Genomic DNA, 15,907 nt, shown 5'->3' on the forward strand with positions numbered 1-15,907 from the left:
ACCTCATTCCCCATCCGGGTCTTCACCTCGATGGCGACCCAACGCGGCGCGGGTGGGCGCGGCGCGGTGATCTTCGTCACCAGGTCAAGACCATGACCAGACCGGTTCTGAAGCTGTAATGTGCTGCCAAGGGTCATATCCTTCAGGTTAAACCGATTGGCCCCGACAGTGAAGGCATGATCAATCTGTCCCCCGCGCAGTGCTCGTAGGTGCGGCGGATCAAACCCGCGTCAACAAGCTCGGCCTTGATCCGCCCAACCTGCCGTTTCGATAGCCCAAAGATCTGAGCAAGCCGTTCCAGCGAATGCCACATTGCGCAAATTCTACCTTGAAAGAAGTCTGACTTCTGGCAGTTGTCGATAGCGAACACGAGATATTCTACGGCACCTTTAGAAAGACGGAGAGAACCTCTGGCTCGTTTGAGAAAGCGATTCAGTTGATAAGGAGTGATGTCTGTGGGCAATCCGCCGTGCGTCAGCCGTGCACTCATAACGCACCGCCTGACAGCCGATGGCCGCCTTGAATGCCGGTTGATTTAACGGCGGTTCTTGGGGTGCTATAGCTGGGAAAACTGGACGCTTTTGTTTTAGATTGGATTCCGGTTTCGGCTGCCGCGGTTGCCAAAACTGCCGATAAATTCAGTTTAATGTGGCATATGCCGCACTAAAGCTTCGCGATGTCTTGCAGAATACGTGGATAATCACCGTCCCTCATGAAAGCAGCCTGCCATGTCTGGCAGGCTGCTGCGTGAGTGGTACCCAGTGATAATTCTGTTAACTGTGGGACGACCTGCCAGTCTTTGTTCGTTTTGGCATAGCCAACATTATGTGAGTGTTACGCGCACAAAGTACATGTCCTATGAAAGATAGGTATTGAACCAACCGACGGTCCGTTCCCAAGCAAGCTCGGCCATCGCCTCGTCATAGCGCGGGGTGCTGTCGTTATGGAAACCGTGATTGGCGCCTTCGTAGATATAGGCTTCATATACTTTATCGTTGGCCTGCAACGCAGCTTCGAAATCGGGCCAACCTGCGTTAATCCGCTCATCCAATTCACCCATCTGTACCAACAGGGGCGCTTGGATCTTTGGGACATCCGCGCTTGCCGGTTGGCGCCCATAGAATGGCACGCCCGCTGCCAGTTCAGGGTAAGCCACTGCAATCGCACCAACCACACCGCCACCATAGCAAAAGCCCACGGCGCCGACGCTACCGGTGCTGTCATCACGCGCCAACAAATGTTCAAAGCCTGCGAAGAAATCATTCATCAATTCAACGCCATCAACGGTTTGCTGTAATTCACGGCCGTCTGCATCATTGCCGGGATACCCACCAACAGATGTCAGCCCATCAGGCGCCAGCGCCATGAAACCTGCCTTTGCCAAACGCCGTGCGACATCTTCGATATAGGGGTTCAGGCCGCGATTTTCGTGAATGACCAATACCGCGGGCAAAGGCCCTTCGACCTCTGCGGGGCGCACAAGATAGCCGCGCACATCGCCAGTGCCGTTGGGCGAGGGATACATGATATAGTCGGCCGTAATCTCTGGATCGTTGAACGACACTTGCTGGGCCATCGCGTAGTCGGGGCTAAGCATATTGAGCAGGGCCACGGCTGTAACGCCACCAACGGCGAATTTACCTGCACGGTCCAGAAACTCGCGTTTGGTGATCTTTCCGTGGGCGTAGAAATCGTACAGGTCAAGGAGTTCCTGATCAAAGTCTTTTGCAGTCATACGGTTCATTGTGATTCTCCTGTCGGTTGATCTTTAACTTTAAAGTACCATAAATATTGCCCACCATAGCTCTTTCCTCACGTTGCTGTCATTGACGCGGCGGCGGTGGCGGCAAAATCGCCTGCAACTCCTCCATCGTTACGCCGAGCCGTTCGGCGGCGATTGCCAGATCAGGTCGACCGCCGGCGGGGTTTTGCAAGGCCTCCATCAAGGTCTCGGTCGTGACGCCAAGTTCTGCGGCCGCCTCATCAAAGCCCGGTGGCACCCTGACCTGCCCAATCTCGCCCGGACGCGGCGGTTCGTGACGCCCGCCGTCAGCAGCGTTCTGGGCACCGATACCCGCAGATGCCGTTGTCACGAAATTATCCTGCGCCTGCACCCCCACAAGACAGGGCGGCAGGTTCGGAAATGCGGTTGAGGCATGATAGTGGTAGACTTCACCATCGCTGGTTTCACCGACGTGGCCGTTACAGGCATCAAGATCGGTCGGAATAGTGCCATCCAGTTCGGTGCTGCCATACATCGCGAACCCATCAAAAGCATAGCCAAAATGTCCGGCACTATCCTGCGTCAAAGCGCAATCGGCGGACACACCTTCGGTTTCAAACACTGTTTCAATATCGGTTGCCGTGGCATGCCAGTGGAACCAACCGCCCGGATCAATATGCCCACCACAGGTATCAAGCGCTGGCATATGGCCGGTTTGCAAAACGCTTGGCGCGTCCGAGAAAATCGGCGCGCCATCCAAGGCGACACCCACTTTGCCCACCGTGCCCAGAACTGTTGGCGCCTCTGCCATCGCCGGTGTGATCGGAAGCTGCATGGTGATGGTGACGGTCTCTTCTTGTGATACATTGATACAGGCGTGATCGACAGCGGGCTGTTCGGTGGCGATATCAACCACATGCACCGTCCCATCAGCATCAAAAAACGTATAGCCCTGATCGTCCAGCATCCGCAGGAAAGTCTCATCAATGCGGTAGAGGCCTGGATCGTCGCCATCCCAATCCCAAATCCCGCCAGCATCATCCAGCGTCGCGGGGCAGAATGGTCCTGTTTCAAGACCTTCGGGCAGGTAACCAACCGTGAATTCGTAACATGATGTGGCCGTTCCATCCTCTAACACGCAGTCCACCGTTTGGGGTTCGGCGGCAAAAGCTGTTTGCGCAAAGCTGTCCAGATCCGGATGTGCCACGGATTGGGTTGGAAGCGCTGTTGCGCAGGCAACCAATAGAAAGGCCGATACTTTCAGCTGTATCATTGTGAGCAGATCCTCATAAACAGCGTATGCGTTACGTATGAAACGCACGAAACTGCATATCCCGTCGAAAAAGTTGCAGTCAGGCTGTTATCAACTCATCCAGATGCGCCGATTTGCCAGCCGCGTCCGGCGGCAATCTGCAAGCTGATCCAGGCATTCGTCAGATCCTGCAGCGATGACGCGAGCGACAATTGCGCGGTTGCCCTCGACCGCTCTGCATCAAGAAGGTCAAGCAGGGAAATAGTACCAGCTTGATATGTTTGCGTGGATAATTCCAAGGCGCGTTCGTAAGATTCAGCCGCAGCCTGCCGCGCGACAACCTCGCGTTGTAAGCGCTGATAGTTGACCTGCGCTGTCTGCACATCTTCGACTGCGGTCAATACAGTGTTTCGCCATGTCAGTTCGGCCTGCCGCGCCTGCGATATTTCCTGATCGCGGGCCGCACGCAAAGCCGTTTGGTTCAACAGCGGCAATGATAAGGTTGGACCAAAGGTCCAGCTGGATGGATCAGACGCCGTGACTGTGCCGTCCAGATCAAGCGATGGGTATATATCCGCGGTCGCAACACCAATCGCCGCCGTGGCGGCAGCAATATCGCGTTCGGCTGAAATCACGTCGGGCCGGTTGCGTAAAAGGTCCGCTGGCACGCCTACCCCTGCATCACCTGCAACGCGGGGCTGCGGTGCGCCTTGCTCCAGCGCGGCTGTAATCGGGCCTGCCGGTTCACCCAACAGTGTCGCGATACCATAAACAGAGGTATAAAAACCTGCCTCAAGTGCCGGTAGATTGGCCAAAGCCTCGTTCAACAGGGCTTCGGCATTGACATAATCAAGCTCTGAAACCACACCCAGCTGTTGCTGCTCTCCGGTCAGTGCCACTGTTTGGCGGCGTGTCGCAATGCTTTCGCGTGTCAGCGCAATGGCTTCCTGATAATAGCGCGCATCAACATAGTTTCCGACCAGCGATGCCAAAAGCGCAAGCCGCGCTGTACCAACATCATAGACAGCGCCTTCAAGCGCTGCTGCGGCCTGTTCCTGGCCACGTCGCGCGCCACCGAAGATATCAAAAACATAGCTCGCCGCCAAAGTGCCACTATCCGAGGTGGTCCTGTTGGTTTCAGACGTGTCACTGACGGTTGATGATACCGACCCGCTACCGGTGATCTGCGCGGCCTGACCTGTGGCGCGGAGCGCGGCGTTGGCCTCATTGATCCGCTCTGTGGCGGTGCGCACATCAAGGTTCTGTGCCATCCCGCGCGCCACCAGACTGTTCAATGTGGCATCGTCAAGGCGCAGCCACCATTGCTGCGCGCTGGACTGACCGCTGGTAGTTGCGTCACCATCGACAAAACGGGACGGCAGATCGATGGATGGCGTTTGATAGTCCGGGCCAACGGGTGTGCAGGCGGTAACGCCAAGCGTCAAGATTACGGCCGACAAAGTGGTATGTTGCAAACGATCACCTCATGTTTGGATTGGGAAAAACGGCACGCTGATCGCGGGGATCATGCAGCAAGTTCGGCGTCCAGCCGCCGCATCTCTTCGGCTTGCGGTTTGGAAAAACCTGCAAGAAGCTTGTAGACAACAGGGGTGACAAAAAGCGTGGCCAGCGTGGCCAAACCCAGTCCGCCAACGATAACCCACCCCAATGAAACGCGCGCCTCGGCACCGGCACCTGTGGACAGGACCAGCGGCACACCCCCCAACACGGTTGATATCATCGTCATCAAGACAGGCCGCAAACGTTGCAGTGCAGCCTGTTCGGCAGCCTCGATGACGGACAGACCTTCGTTGCGCAACTGATTGGCAAATTCGACGATCAGGATACCGTTCTTGGCCATAATGCCCACCAAGAGGACCAAGCCGATCTGGCTGTAGACATTTAAACTAATCCCGGTGAAGGCCAAGGCGTAAATCGCGCAGGCCAACCCAAGAGGGACGGTCCCCACGATGATCAGACTGCTGACAAAGCTTTCGAACTGGGCTGCCAGAACGAGGATCACAATGACAATGGCAAAGCCGAATACCATACCCAAACCGCTGGAAGTTTCATCAAGGGTCGCGGCCTCTGACAATGGGATCAGCCCGGTGCCGGGTGGCAGGATCGGTGCGGCAGCCGCCTCGAGGCGTTCGATCCCGTCACGCAGGGCAAGACCGTCGGACAGTTCTGCCGTGATGACGATGGCGCGCAGTTGCTCTTCACGGTCAAGCGATGGGGCAACGGCCAACTCTTCCATAGATACGATAGAGGACATCGGGACCATACGTTCATCCGAGGCCTGTAGAAATATGTTCTCAAGGTCCGTCGGGTCGTCAATCGGATTGGCGGTCGAGATCAATTTGACCGGCACCGCGTTGCCGTCGATAAAGACCTCACTCACCTCATCGCCATCCAAAAACGCCTGCATGGCGCCTGACAGCCCGGTGATGTCGATGCCCAGATCATCGGCGCGCTCACGATCAATGTTGATACGTATCTGAGGCTGGGTTGTTTCATAAGATATCTGGACACGCCCCATATCGGGGTCTTGTTCCAGCGCATCCCGCAGCGCATTCGCGGCCTCTGACAAGACGTCATAGTCCTTGCCTGTGATCGCCATCCGCAATCCTTCACCCCCGCCCCGAATACCAAGCGAATTGGGCTGAATGACAAAGGCCCGGACGCCATTCACACTGCCGATCAGCTGGTTCATCTCGGCGACAATCTCGTCCTGTCCGCGCGCGCGATCTTCCCATGGGGCCAACGTCATCACCATGAACCCTTCGTTGCTGCCGCCACGACCTGCGATAGAAAAGATGTATTCCACCTCACCGCTGTCCCGGAAGGGCTGCAAGAGCGCTTCGATCTGGCGTTGCTGGCTATCGGTATATGCAAGGCTGACACCTTCAGGCGCGCTGACCCGCAGCAAGGCGACGGCACGATCCTCTGGCGGCGTCAGTTCTTCGTCAAGCGTGCCGTAGGTGACGAAAGCCGTACCGGCAAACAGGATTGCGACAGCCAAGACGACCATTGGTGCAGCCAGACAGGCGCGCAGGATTGCTGCATAAGAATTTCGACATGCAGCACCAAAGCGCGCGACCGGACCATTGTTTATAGGGCCTTCGGACCTTGGTTTTCCCGACAACAAACGCGACGCCAGCATCGGACACAATGACAACGCCACAAAGGATGACAACGTGACGGCGATGGCCAGCACATAGCCAAATTCGCGAAACAGCCCGCCCGACGTGCCGGGCAAGAACGACAGCGGCACAAAGACCGCGGCTAGGGTTGCCGTCGTGGTGATCACGGCAAAGAACACCTCACGCGTGCCACGCACGGCGGCAGCACGGGCGGGCATGCCCGCGTCGCGTTTTTTGACGATGTTTTCCAAAACGACAATGGCATCATCCACGACCATCCCGGTTGCCAGAACAAGGGCCAGCAGCGTGATGATGTTGATAGAAAACCCGGCTAGCCAAATCCCCCCCACAGTCCCAACCAGTGCCACGGGCAGCGTGAGCGCCGGGATCAGCGTGGCACGCGCATTGAGCAAGAAGACATAGATCACACCCACCACAATTGCGATTGCAAGGCCAAGGGATTTCAGCACCTCGGTGATGGCCCCGCTAATGAAAACGGCATCGTCGCTGGTCACATCGACCTGCACATCATCAGGAAGCGTATCGTTCAAACCCTCCACCACATCATCGACAGCATTGGAAATAGAAAGCGTATTTGACCCAGCCTGACGAATGATACCCATCCCGATCCCGGTATTACCATTGGCGCGCAAAGCCGAGGATTCCTCATCGGGCCCAAGGCTGACGACAGCGATGTCAGCCAAACGGATATCATCGGCAATGATCAGCTGTTCGAACTCTTCCGGCGTTTGCAGCCCCGCAGTGGCGCGCACTGTGAAATCCTGTCGGCTGCTTTCCAATGAACCGGCCGGCACATCCAGCGCCACGTCATCCAGGGCATCGGTCAAATCCGCGATGGTCAATCCGCGTGTCGCCATCTGCGCCTGATCAATATCAATCAAAAAGGTCTGTTCACGTTCGCCATAAACCTCAACATCGGCGACGCCTTCAACAGCCGACAGCTGATCGACGATCTCATCATCAACCAGATCAGTCAGCGCATCGATTTCCATCGTCGCGGATGTCACGGCAAGACGTATGATTGGCTGCGAATCTGCATCTGCTTTGACGATGCTTGGGTCGTCATCAATTTCATCCGGCAAGCTGTTGGTGATCCGGCTCACTTCGTCGCGCAAATCTGATGCGGCGACGTTCAGATCGGTGCTTGTGGTGAATTCAACGGTTACGCGGCTGTCTTCGTAAGACGATGACGATGACATGGATTTCACGCCTGATACCTGCGCCGCCGCCGATTCAATGATGCTGGTGACTTCCTGATCCATCGTTTCAGCAGACGCACCGGAATAAGAGGTCGATATGCTGATCGTCGGGCTATCCACCTCGGGCAACTCACGGACAGCGACGCCGGAGAGGGCGGCCAGACCGCCGACAAAGATCAACATGTTGACAACAATGGCCAGAACCGGACGACGCACGAACAGCGCCGTCATATCAGATGTATTGGATGCAGACGCCGCAGGATTTTGATGTGCCACTCTGCTAGCCTCCGGTCGCTGTTGGCGTCTGAACGACGAGATCGGGGCGATCTTCGTCGACACCTGCAACATCATCGCTTGGCCCGGATGCGCCTTGCACCACCACGGGCGCACCTTCACGCACGTTCAGCATGCCTTCGGTAATGGTCTGTGTGCCTGTGGCGATCTCTGCATCGATCAAAACGGTATCGGCGTTGCGTTGCACGATACGGACAGGGGTGCGCGTGGCCATATCATCCGCCACCACCCAAACATAAGACCCCTCAGCATCCCATTGCACCGCCAACGGATCAACGGACGGGTAGGTATCACCTTCAAAGGCCATCGCGATTGAAAATGACATGCCCGGCCGCAGGACATCACCAGTGTTTTCGATGATAGCACGCACCTGCAACGTCCGGCTGTCTGTTTCCACCCGGCTGCCGATTGCAGAAATAGTCCCGGAAAATGGCGTGCCCGACAGCGCAAGCGAGGTGGCGGTAACAGGCTGGCCCAGGGCGACCATACCTGCAAAGCGTTCTGGCACCCAAAAATCCACGACAACCTGTTGCCGGTCATCAATCAAGGCAATCTCGGTATCGGTGCTCACGTAATCGCCGACCTCAACCGGCACGATCCCCACACTCCCGCCGATTGGCGCAAGGACGGTCCGCTGTGCCAGGGCGACCTCTGCTTCGCGCAGGGCAAGGACCGCGTCATCGCGTTCTGACAACAATGTGTCCAATTCGGTCAGCGTCGCCGCGTTTGATTGGCTGAGGCTTTCGTAGCGCGTATAGGTATTTTCCGCTGTACGCAGTGCAACGATGGCCCGGTCGCGGGTGATTTCTTCGCTTTCGGAATCCAACCGGGCCAGTACATCCCCTGCGGCGACAACGTCACCAGAAGACACGGTCACCTCTGTCAGCACACCAGTGTCGAGCGGCACAACGGATACTGAGCGCAGCGCCTCACTTGTACCGACGGCCTGCAGTTTTGCGCTGACAACACCGGTCGCGACAGGGGCCGTTGTAACGATAGTCGCGCGTGCGCCACCACCACCGGGTGGTCCGCCACCGTCCCTTTCGGTTACGTCCGCGGACACATTTTGCGGCTCAGCGACCATCGCGAGAACGTTGTCGGAAACGCCCAAACGCCCAAGGACTGCGTGTGATGTCGGATAATAGCGGGCCATGGCAACCGTCGCGCAAACGACAATAACACCGGTCAGTCCGACTTGTTTGAAAAGGTTCATGGTCACGTTCCGTCGTTAGAGTTCCAAGCCAACCAAGATCAAGGCAACTGATTTCACGTAACAGCAACTGAAGACGGCAATATCTTGAGCTGCGACACCAGACAATCATTGGGTTCCATACCGATACAGACATTCTACGCTGCATCGCCGCATTTCCGTCGTCACATAAACTTGCTCAGCATATTATCGCTTGGATCGCGGCGACAATCGCCGACAAACACCGTGGTCCAGTGATGGCTCTTGTCTCCGTCGAGCATCACAAAAAGGTGAACCAAGCAGGTCCGAAAGAGTGCCGTAAGGTCAACGCCAATGCGTTCAACAAGCACGAAAACAAGACAGATCAGCCCATCACGATGGACTGATCGAACGTTATCGCGCTTGCGTGGTGCAGCGCGTTCCCAACAGAATGGAGCTTACAAACATGCAATATAAAGCAGTCTTACAAGTATTTGCCGTCACGAGCACATTCATCGTGCCGCAAATCGGCACCGCCGATACGTTGACATTCGGTACTGATCTTGAATTGGAAGTAGACAACGACAACAGCACCATTACCGCCACACCCTATCTGGAATATGCGACAAACTTCGGCGTTTACGTCGGTGCTGACGTATCGAATGAGGACAGCGATACCGATGACTACTCTGTCAGTGCCTACATCGGGTATGGTGGGGAAGTCGGGCTTTTCACCTACGATCTCTATTACGGTCACTACTACCTGAACGAAACCGGTGATGATGGCGAAGAGGTCATCGCGACACTTGGCTACCCGGTCTTTGGTGGTCTGACCATGGAAACCGCGCTGATTTCTGACCTTGATGACACAGAAAGCCTGGAGCAAAGTTTTTACTATGCGCTGCCTGCGGCCTATGAAATCTCGGGTGCTTATGAATTCGTGGATGGCGAGCATACAGATGATTGGGATTTGGGTGTTTCAAAAACCCTCACCGAGGAAATAGCGCTCGACCTGCGCTATTACGATTCTGAGGATGACAGCCCATCTGTCGCCATGACGGTTTCTTATGCAACCGATGTCGCCGGGCTATTCGGCGGGTAAGATCAGCCCATGAGGTGCTTGCTGCGGCGCTACTCCTTGGCAAGCACCACATTAAACGCAACCGCTAGAAACGGTGCATCAACCTTCCCTGATAGGGCCATACCGTCGGGGAAGTCACCCGCATCTTTTTCCCGGTATGTCATGACCAGATCGTCACGCACACCAAAGACCGTATCCTGATCAAGGTAAGGGTCATCACTGGGAAAGACTTCGGTGACCAAAGTGCGATAGCCTGGCGCTTTCACGATGAAATGCAGATGCGACGGCCGCCATGGGTGGCGCCCACAGGCCCGCAAAATATCACCGACAGGCCCGTCGGTTGGCACGGTATATTCGACTGGCTTGACCGTGGTGAACGCGTACCGCCCATCATCCCCGACGGTCATCAAACCGTGGAACGAAAACGTATCCTGTGCCTCGTCCTGACTGGCGTAAAGCCCATTTGGCGCCGTTTGCCAAATGTCGAGTTCGGCCCCCGCGATGGGATTGCCGTCCGTATCCTGGATGATGCCTTCGGCCAACAAAACAGGCCCGCCAAAATCGCGCTTCATATCGCCGCCCACAGCCAAGGGTGGGGCGCCCGATACGTGGAACGGACCCAAAACCGAAGATGATGTCGCCTCTGGGCGCGAGTGCAGCATGTCGACCAGCGATGACAGGCCCAGCACATCAGATGCCAAGACAAATTCGTGCCGGTCTTCCGTCTCAATTGCGGCGCAGCCTTCAAGAAAGGCGATACCTTGCCGCCATTCATCGTGGGTCAGGTTCGTCTCGCGCGCGAAATCATGCATGTGCTGCACAAGTGCACCAAGAATTTCACGGGTCCGCGGGGGCATGTCATCAGCCATGTAGCCTCTGAATACATCCGTGATGTTGTCTTTGGTCACGTTACGCATGAGCAGGTTTCCTTAAAGCAAAGCAAGACTGAGGATCGGGAATTCGATCAGGATGAAGAGGACGATCAACATCACAAAGGCGAAGGGCAGCGCGCCCATGAACACATCCTTTAGCGATATGCGATCGTCATCGAGCGTCGATTTGATAACAAAACACGATATGCCCAAGGGCGGGGTCAAAAGGCCGATTTCAGCCCCGACCACAGTGATGATCCCAAACCAGATCAGCGACATATCAAGCGCTTCGACAAGCGGCAGGAACAGCGGCACAACGATCAGGATGATTGATGCTGTGTCAAGGATGGTGCCCAGAAAGATCATCAAGAGCACGTAAAGCAACATGATCGTCCAGAAAGTTGCAGAATTGCCCGCAAGCATATCCTGTAACTGGTTGGGCAAGCCTGCAAGGCCAAGCATCCGACTGTAGATCGAGGCTGCTGTAATCAGGAAAAGGATCGCGGCGGTGATGTGCCCGGTCTCAAGAAGCGCATCCCAAAAGCCTTTCAGCGTCATCGACCGGCGGGCCAACGCGATGATCAGCGCCACAAGAGATCCTGTTGCCCCGGCCTCTACCGCCGTCATCCAGCCGGTATAGATACCACCCAAGACGATGGTAATCAGGCCAATCGTGGGAAGCGTCTTTGACGCGATCTCACGCCCGGTCATCCATTCGGTGTCTTCCACCACACGACCACCAACGAAGTCGGGGGTAAAGCGCCCCATGAACCAGATGGCCCCGACGTAGGCGATGGCCAGCATGATACCGGGGATCACCCCGGCCAGAAACATATCACCGACCGATTGTTCTGCCACAAAACTATAGATAATCAACATCGCAGATGGCGGGATGATCATTCCCAGCACCGACGACCCGGCGACCACGCCCACGGCAAAGCGTGGATTATAGTCCTGATTGATCATTTGCGGCACAGAGACTTTGGTAAAGACCGATGCAGATGCAATAGACGATCCCGTCACAGCGGCGAAAACCGCATTGGCCCCAACGGTCGCCATGCCGATGCCGCCTTTGACCTTGCGAAAGCGCATGGTCATAACTTCGTATATATCGCGGCCCAGTCCCGCTTTGGACACGATTAATCCCATGAAGGTAAATAACGGGATCGTCGCAAAGCTATAGACCATAGCGCTATCTTGCACAGCGATCTTCAACAGGTTCAGCGATAGTGTGAAGTTGTCGCGCATCAACCAAATGGACACCAGCGACACCATACCTAAGGCGATAGGGATATAGACGCCGGAGTAAATCAAAAAGACGATCGCGATGACCGAGATGATGCCGATCTCAATGGGGGTCATGGTTTGGTCCCGCCTGCGTCTATGTCGTCATGTTCTGGCACGCGGATCAGCTGAGGCCGGTCTTGTGCGGTGATCACTTTGAGAACAAAAATCAAACAGGCCAACGCGCTACCACTGGCGATCACCAGCTTGATGGGCCACCACGGAACGGTGAAAAGGCCGGGAATGCCGAAGAAATCCTGCGTGTCCCACATCTTCAGGAATTCGGGGAACATAATATAGGCAATGAGCCCCATGAATATCGCCGATATCGCGTTGATGATGCGGCGCAAGTTGGCCGTCAGACCCGGCTTGCGGCTGTGCAGCAAGTTCAGGAAACCATCCGAACGTGTCAGCCGGTCAACGCGCACTACATCAGCAAGCTGTAGAAAAACAATGAACACGACCGACAGCTGGACGATTTCATAGGTGCCTCTCAGCGGCGCGTTGAACACGCTGCGCGCGACCACATCCACGTTAAGAATGACCACCAACATCAGCACAGTCAGTGTGCCCGCGACGTTGGCGGCAATGGCAAGGGAGTGGGCGACCCGCGTCAGGCCAACCAGTGCAGAATTTAGCATAATGATGGCCTTCTGTCGGGTCGTCCGCGTTACTCTTGCGTCCAGTTACGGACGCCGGTGAAACCGGCAGCTTCCAATTTAGCCAGATAGGCTTCCAGCATTTCGGTGCCGGGTTCCCCATTGTCATTCAGTGTGGTGGCCCATTCCTGCGCAATATTTGGCATAGCACCTGCCCAAGCTGCACGCTCTTCTTCGGACAGATCAACGATTGTCCCGCCTGCGGCCACGTAGGCAGCTTCTGCTTCGGCTGCGCGATCCATCGCAATCCCTGCAAGATGGTCACGATAGTCAATCGATACGGCCTGCAGCACTTCTTTGACTTCATCAGGCAGATTATCCCAATAATCCTGATTGACGGTCACGGTCTTGGAATTCACAGCCCCCAGATCAGCGCGCAGCATATAGGGTGCCACTTCGGAGATTTTAAAGGTTGCCGCTGCTTCAGGCCACAACATGCCCGCATCGGCCAGACCGGTCTGCATCATATTGTAAAAATCAGTCAGACCACCGCGCACACCAGCCGCGTCCTGAATACCTTCGAGGTAACGCAGGTTCATACCGGCACCAGCGACCTTCAGACCTTCCAGATCAGCAATGCCACTCACTTCGTTGGTCAAGAACACCTGATAGCTGTTCAGCACAACGCCAGTTGCAAGATAGACTTGGTTCTGGGCTGCGAATTCGTTTTGCATCGCAGGGAATTCACGTGCGATTTCGTCAACCGCCTGTGCCACAGCGCGCGCGTCTGAAGATACGAATGGCGTGACAGCGGCAAGCCCCTGACTTGGTAGTTTGGATGAGTGGAAGATCGTCGTAACAATGCCGATGTCACCCAATCCCAACTCGATCCCTTCCAGAACGCCACGGGGTTTCACGATGGAACCGCCGTAGTTTTCCTGCCAATCCATCACGTAATTGCCGGTTTCAGCCAGGCGACGGTCAACTTCGGGAATAAAGAAGTCGGTGAACTCTTTCACCCATAGTGCACGGTCAGGATAGCCGTCGATGACAACCGCCGAAATCGTCTCTTGCGCCGCGACAGGGATCGCCGTCACCGTTGCAACGGCGGCACCCATCAGTGTGCGTTTTGTCCAGTTCATCATGTGTTTTTCCTCCCAGAAAAGTGGGCGCTTTGCCCATTTGATTACGCGTTTGTCTTCACCCACTTCACGGTCAGGTCGGTTCCTGCCGCTTCAAAAAGTTTGGCAATCGCGCAGTATTTTGCAGTTTCCACCCCGACCAGATCCAACTCCTCTTGGTTGGCCGGGGTGATGCAGTTCACGGTGAGTGTGACTTGTGGGAATGGTACGTCGATCTCTTCCTCCATGAGAACGCCGCGCCGGTCGAACTTGCAACTTGCATCAATTGAAATTTCACCGAGATCGATACCAAGACGGGCCGCATTTTTATGCCCGATGACATTGGTACAGGCGATCAGCGCCGTCATTGCCGTCTCGGTAGGTGTGGGGCCAAGGTTTGTGCCGCCCCGCTCGGTGGGTTCATCGATCACAACATGCAAGTCACGGATAGGGATTTCCGTGCGCGCATGTGTCGGGCATTGCGCAGTTGCGCGATAAGTGACGACGGTTTTTGGTTTCACAGCCATCGATCTATCCCTAAATCACGCTGCACACTTGGTCGAAATCAAACCGTGGCAGCTTTTGAAACAGGGCCGTTTCATCCGCATAGCCGATATTGCAAAGGAAGTTCGATTTCAGGCTGGTGCCCGCAAAAAACTCTTCATCCACAATCGCGTTCGAAAACCCCGACATTGCGCCGACATCCAGTCCAACGGCGCGGGCGGCGATCATGAAATAGGCACCCTGCAGCGTCGCATTGCGATAGGCTGTATCTTCGCAATAGGCCGCATTGCCATCAAACAAATGGCGGCGGTCCTCATGCGGGAAAAGAAACGGCAGTTCGTGCCAGAAATTCATGTCCTGTGCGATGATCGCCGTAACAGGCGCGCCCATCATCTTGGGCACGTTCTGCGGTTTGAGCGACTTTGCCAGACGTTCCTTGCCCTCAGGCGATTTGACGAAGACAAATCGCGCAGGCAGCGTATTCATTGATGTCGGACCGTTGATGGTAATCTCGTAGATTTCCTCTAACAGGCCATCGGGTATCGGCTTGTCTGTCCATGCGTAATGCGACCGTGCATCGCGTAGGATCAGATCAATTGCATCATCGGAAAGACGCGTGATGCGCTGACGCAGATCCCGGTGATCCGCCTGCGCTTTGGCCCGCAATGCATCCAGTTCTGATCCGGTAGGCGCATTCATTCCGCGGCCGCCACGGTAGCTTGGTCTTTTTCATCGACAATCGGGTTCGAACAAATGCCGATCCCTTCAATTTCGATATCCACAACCTCGCCGGGAACCAGCCAACGTGGGTTGGGTTTCTTGGCGTGACCCACACCCGGCGGCGTGCCCATTGCAATCAGATCGCCCGGTTCGAGTGTGGTATATTCAGAGATCGTGGCAATCGTCTGCGCCACTGACCAGATCATGTTGCCAGTGTTGGAGGACTGCAAAATCTCTGTTCCGACGCGGCTTTCAATCTTTAAGCCCGCAGCACCTTCTGGAACCTCATCAGGTGTGACGACATAGGGGCCGATGGCACCTGTGTTGTCAAAGTTCTTACCCGGCGTCCACTGATGCGTCTTGCGTTGGTAGTCGCGGACAGATCCGTCGTTGAACACGGTATAGCCAAAGACGTGGTTCAAGGCGTCAGCTTCGGAAATATGCCGCCCGCCCTTGCCGATGATGAACATTAACTCGGCCTCATAGTCCAGCTTGTCTGAACAGGATGGGCGCACCAACGGGGCGCCAGCCGCCATGATCGAATTCTTGCCGCGCATGAAAAGCGCGGGATAGTCAGGGATATCATACCCGCCTTCTTTGATGTGGTCGGTATAGTTCAGACCAAGACATATGATCGTCCCCGGCTCAGCCACGGGCAGCGCTGGTGTAATCGAAGAGACGGCGACGCGTGGCGCGCCCTGCATCTTGGCCGCCAGTGATTCTGCGAGCATCGGATCAGCAATCAGAGCCATCAAATCTGGACCAACTGCAGCGTCAAGGGCCGTAAGATTAACGGCTTCAGCACCTTCGACAGCAAAAACTGCGGTCCCGTTTGATGTATCACCGACGAGATATTTCATGCTTTCAATCCTTGTAAGTTTGAGTCTTTTCTGCCTACAATATCATCATAAGTCAATAAATATCGA

The 15,907-nt window shown here is 55.6% G+C and carries 15 protein-coding genes; 2 read left to right on the forward strand and 13 right to left on the reverse strand.

The features are described from left to right. Nucleotides 1-142 precede the first annotated feature (142 nt). The 6 genes from BC777_RS10200 to BC777_RS10225 form a co-directional block, all read right to left on the reverse strand. The gene (locus tag BC777_RS10200; protein WP_100368100.1) at nt 143-490 is read right to left on the reverse strand and encodes a helix-turn-helix domain-containing protein; all 348 of its coding nucleotides are present in this window, start codon (nt 488-490) and stop codon (nt 143-145) included. 366 nt (nt 491-856) lie between these two features. After that, nucleotides 857-1,744 (reverse strand): YghX family hydrolase, encoded by an 888-nt coding sequence (yghX, locus tag BC777_RS10205; protein WP_100368101.1) that lies wholly within the window; start codon nt 1,742-1,744, stop codon nt 857-859. Between the two features lie 79 nt (nt 1,745-1,823). Continuing rightward, nucleotides 1,824-2,996: a YHYH protein gene (locus tag BC777_RS10210; protein WP_100368102.1), complete on the reverse strand. Its 1,173-nt coding sequence runs from the start codon at nt 2,994-2,996 to the stop codon at nt 1,824-1,826. Between the two features lie 95 nt (nt 2,997-3,091). Continuing rightward, on the reverse strand, nt 3,092-4,450 hold the full coding sequence (locus BC777_RS10215; RefSeq protein ID WP_100368103.1) for an efflux transporter outer membrane subunit: 1,359 nt from the start codon (nt 4,448-4,450) through the stop codon (nt 3,092-3,094). A gap of 50 nt (nt 4,451-4,500) precedes the next feature. Further along, nucleotides 4,501-7,569: an efflux RND transporter permease subunit gene (locus BC777_RS10220; RefSeq protein ID WP_100368804.1), complete on the reverse strand. Its 3,069-nt coding sequence runs from the start codon at nt 7,567-7,569 to the stop codon at nt 4,501-4,503. A gap of 49 nt (nt 7,570-7,618) precedes the next feature. Then, entirely contained in the window at nt 7,619-8,845 is a 1,227-nt protein-coding gene (locus BC777_RS10225; RefSeq protein ID WP_100368104.1) for an efflux RND transporter periplasmic adaptor subunit, read from the reverse strand. A 233-nt stretch (nt 8,846-9,078) separates the two neighbouring features. On the opposite strand from BC777_RS10225, the gene BC777_RS19620 reads away from it, so the two are divergent. Both BC777_RS19620 and BC777_RS10230 read left to right on the forward strand, forming a co-directional pair. Beyond that, nucleotides 9,079-9,207 carry a hypothetical protein gene (locus BC777_RS19620; RefSeq protein WP_281251798.1) on the forward strand — a complete coding sequence of 43 codons (129 nt, stop codon included), beginning with the start codon at nt 9,079-9,081 and terminating at the stop codon, nt 9,205-9,207. Between the two features lie 59 nt (nt 9,208-9,266). After that, nucleotides 9,267-9,902, forward strand: a complete 636-nt coding sequence (locus BC777_RS10230; protein WP_100368105.1) for a TorF family putative porin — start codon at nt 9,267-9,269, stop codon at nt 9,900-9,902. 29 nt (nt 9,903-9,931) lie between these two features. Here BC777_RS10230 and BC777_RS10235 read toward each other — a convergent pair whose 3' ends face one another. Genes BC777_RS10235 through BC777_RS10265 form a run of 7 tightly spaced genes read right to left on the reverse strand, consistent with a single transcriptional unit; the run spans nt 9,932 to nt 15,841 of the window. After that, complete coding sequence (locus tag BC777_RS10235) at nt 9,932-10,798, reverse strand: dioxygenase family protein (RefSeq protein WP_100368106.1); 867 nt, start codon at nt 10,796-10,798, stop codon at nt 9,932-9,934. 12 nt (nt 10,799-10,810) lie between these two features. Then, on the reverse strand, nt 10,811-12,115 hold the full coding sequence (locus tag BC777_RS10240; protein ID WP_100368107.1) for a TRAP transporter large permease: 1,305 nt from the start codon (nt 12,113-12,115) through the stop codon (nt 10,811-10,813). Further along, nucleotides 12,112-12,678, reverse strand: coding sequence for a TRAP transporter small permease subunit (locus BC777_RS10245; RefSeq protein WP_100368108.1), 567 nt, complete (start codon nt 12,676-12,678; stop codon nt 12,112-12,114). The genes BC777_RS10240 and BC777_RS10245 overlap by 4 nt, the downstream gene beginning before the upstream one ends. Before the next feature lie 29 nt (nt 12,679-12,707). Continuing rightward, nucleotides 12,708-13,781 carry a C4-dicarboxylate TRAP transporter substrate-binding protein gene (locus tag BC777_RS10250; RefSeq protein WP_100368805.1) on the reverse strand — a complete coding sequence of 358 codons (1,074 nt, stop codon included), beginning with the start codon at nt 13,779-13,781 and terminating at the stop codon, nt 12,708-12,710. A 41-nt stretch (nt 13,782-13,822) separates the two neighbouring features. Then, complete coding sequence (locus BC777_RS10255; protein WP_168769135.1) at nt 13,823-14,284, reverse strand: OsmC family protein; 462 nt, start codon at nt 14,282-14,284, stop codon at nt 13,823-13,825. 10 nt (nt 14,285-14,294) lie between these two features. Continuing rightward, nucleotides 14,295-14,960 (reverse strand): malonic semialdehyde reductase, encoded by a 666-nt coding sequence (locus BC777_RS10260; protein WP_100368109.1) that lies wholly within the window; start codon nt 14,958-14,960, stop codon nt 14,295-14,297. Then, nucleotides 14,957-15,841: a fumarylacetoacetate hydrolase family protein gene (locus tag BC777_RS10265; protein ID WP_100368110.1), complete on the reverse strand. Its 885-nt coding sequence runs from the start codon at nt 15,839-15,841 to the stop codon at nt 14,957-14,959. The genes BC777_RS10260 and BC777_RS10265 overlap by 4 nt, the downstream gene beginning before the upstream one ends. Nucleotides 15,842-15,907 lie beyond the last annotated feature (66 nt).

The sequence above is a fragment of the Yoonia maricola genome (genome assembly GCF_002797915.1).
Classification (GTDB): domain Bacteria; phylum Pseudomonadota; class Alphaproteobacteria; order Rhodobacterales; family Rhodobacteraceae; genus Yoonia; species Yoonia maricola.

Excerpts from the sequence above, each read along its gene's own strand:
- BC777_RS10255 (WP_168769135.1), bottom strand. The coding sequence starts at position 14,284 with ATGGCTGTGAAACCAAAAACCGTCGTCACTTATCGCGCAACTGCGCAA.
- BC777_RS10210 (WP_100368102.1), bottom strand. The coding sequence starts at position 2,996 with ATGATACAGCTGAAAGTATCGGCCTTTCTATTGGTTGCCTGCGCAACA.
- BC777_RS10245 (WP_100368108.1), bottom strand. The coding sequence starts at position 12,678 with ATGCTAAATTCTGCACTGGTTGGCCTGACGCGGGTCGCCCACTCCCTT.
- BC777_RS10200 (WP_100368100.1), bottom strand. The coding sequence starts at position 490 with ATGAGTGCACGGCTGACGCACGGCGGATTGCCCACAGACATCACTCCT.
- yghX (WP_100368101.1), bottom strand. The coding sequence starts at position 1,744 with ATGAACCGTATGACTGCAAAAGACTTTGATCAGGAACTCCTTGACCTG.
- BC777_RS10235 (WP_100368106.1), bottom strand. The coding sequence starts at position 10,798 with ATGCGTAACGTGACCAAAGACAACATCACGGATGTATTCAGAGGCTAC.
- BC777_RS19620 (WP_281251798.1), top strand. The coding sequence starts at position 9,079 with ATGGCTCTTGTCTCCGTCGAGCATCACAAAAAGGTGAACCAAGCAGGT.
- BC777_RS10250 (WP_100368805.1), bottom strand. The coding sequence starts at position 13,781 with ATGATGAACTGGACAAAACGCACACTGATGGGTGCCGCCGTTGCAACG.
- BC777_RS10230 (WP_100368105.1), top strand. The coding sequence starts at position 9,267 with ATGCAATATAAAGCAGTCTTACAAGTATTTGCCGTCACGAGCACATTC.
- BC777_RS10260 (WP_100368109.1), bottom strand. The coding sequence starts at position 14,960 with ATGAATGCGCCTACCGGATCAGAACTGGATGCATTGCGGGCCAAAGCG.
- BC777_RS10220 (WP_100368804.1), bottom strand. The coding sequence starts at position 7,569 with ATGACGGCGCTGTTCGTGCGTCGTCCGGTTCTGGCCATTGTTGTCAAC.
- BC777_RS10240 (WP_100368107.1), bottom strand. The coding sequence starts at position 12,115 with ATGACCCCCATTGAGATCGGCATCATCTCGGTCATCGCGATCGTCTTT.
- BC777_RS10265 (WP_100368110.1), bottom strand. The coding sequence starts at position 15,841 with ATGAAATATCTCGTCGGTGATACATCAAACGGGACCGCAGTTTTTGCT.
- BC777_RS10225 (WP_100368104.1), bottom strand. The coding sequence starts at position 8,845 with ATGAACCTTTTCAAACAAGTCGGACTGACCGGTGTTATTGTCGTTTGC.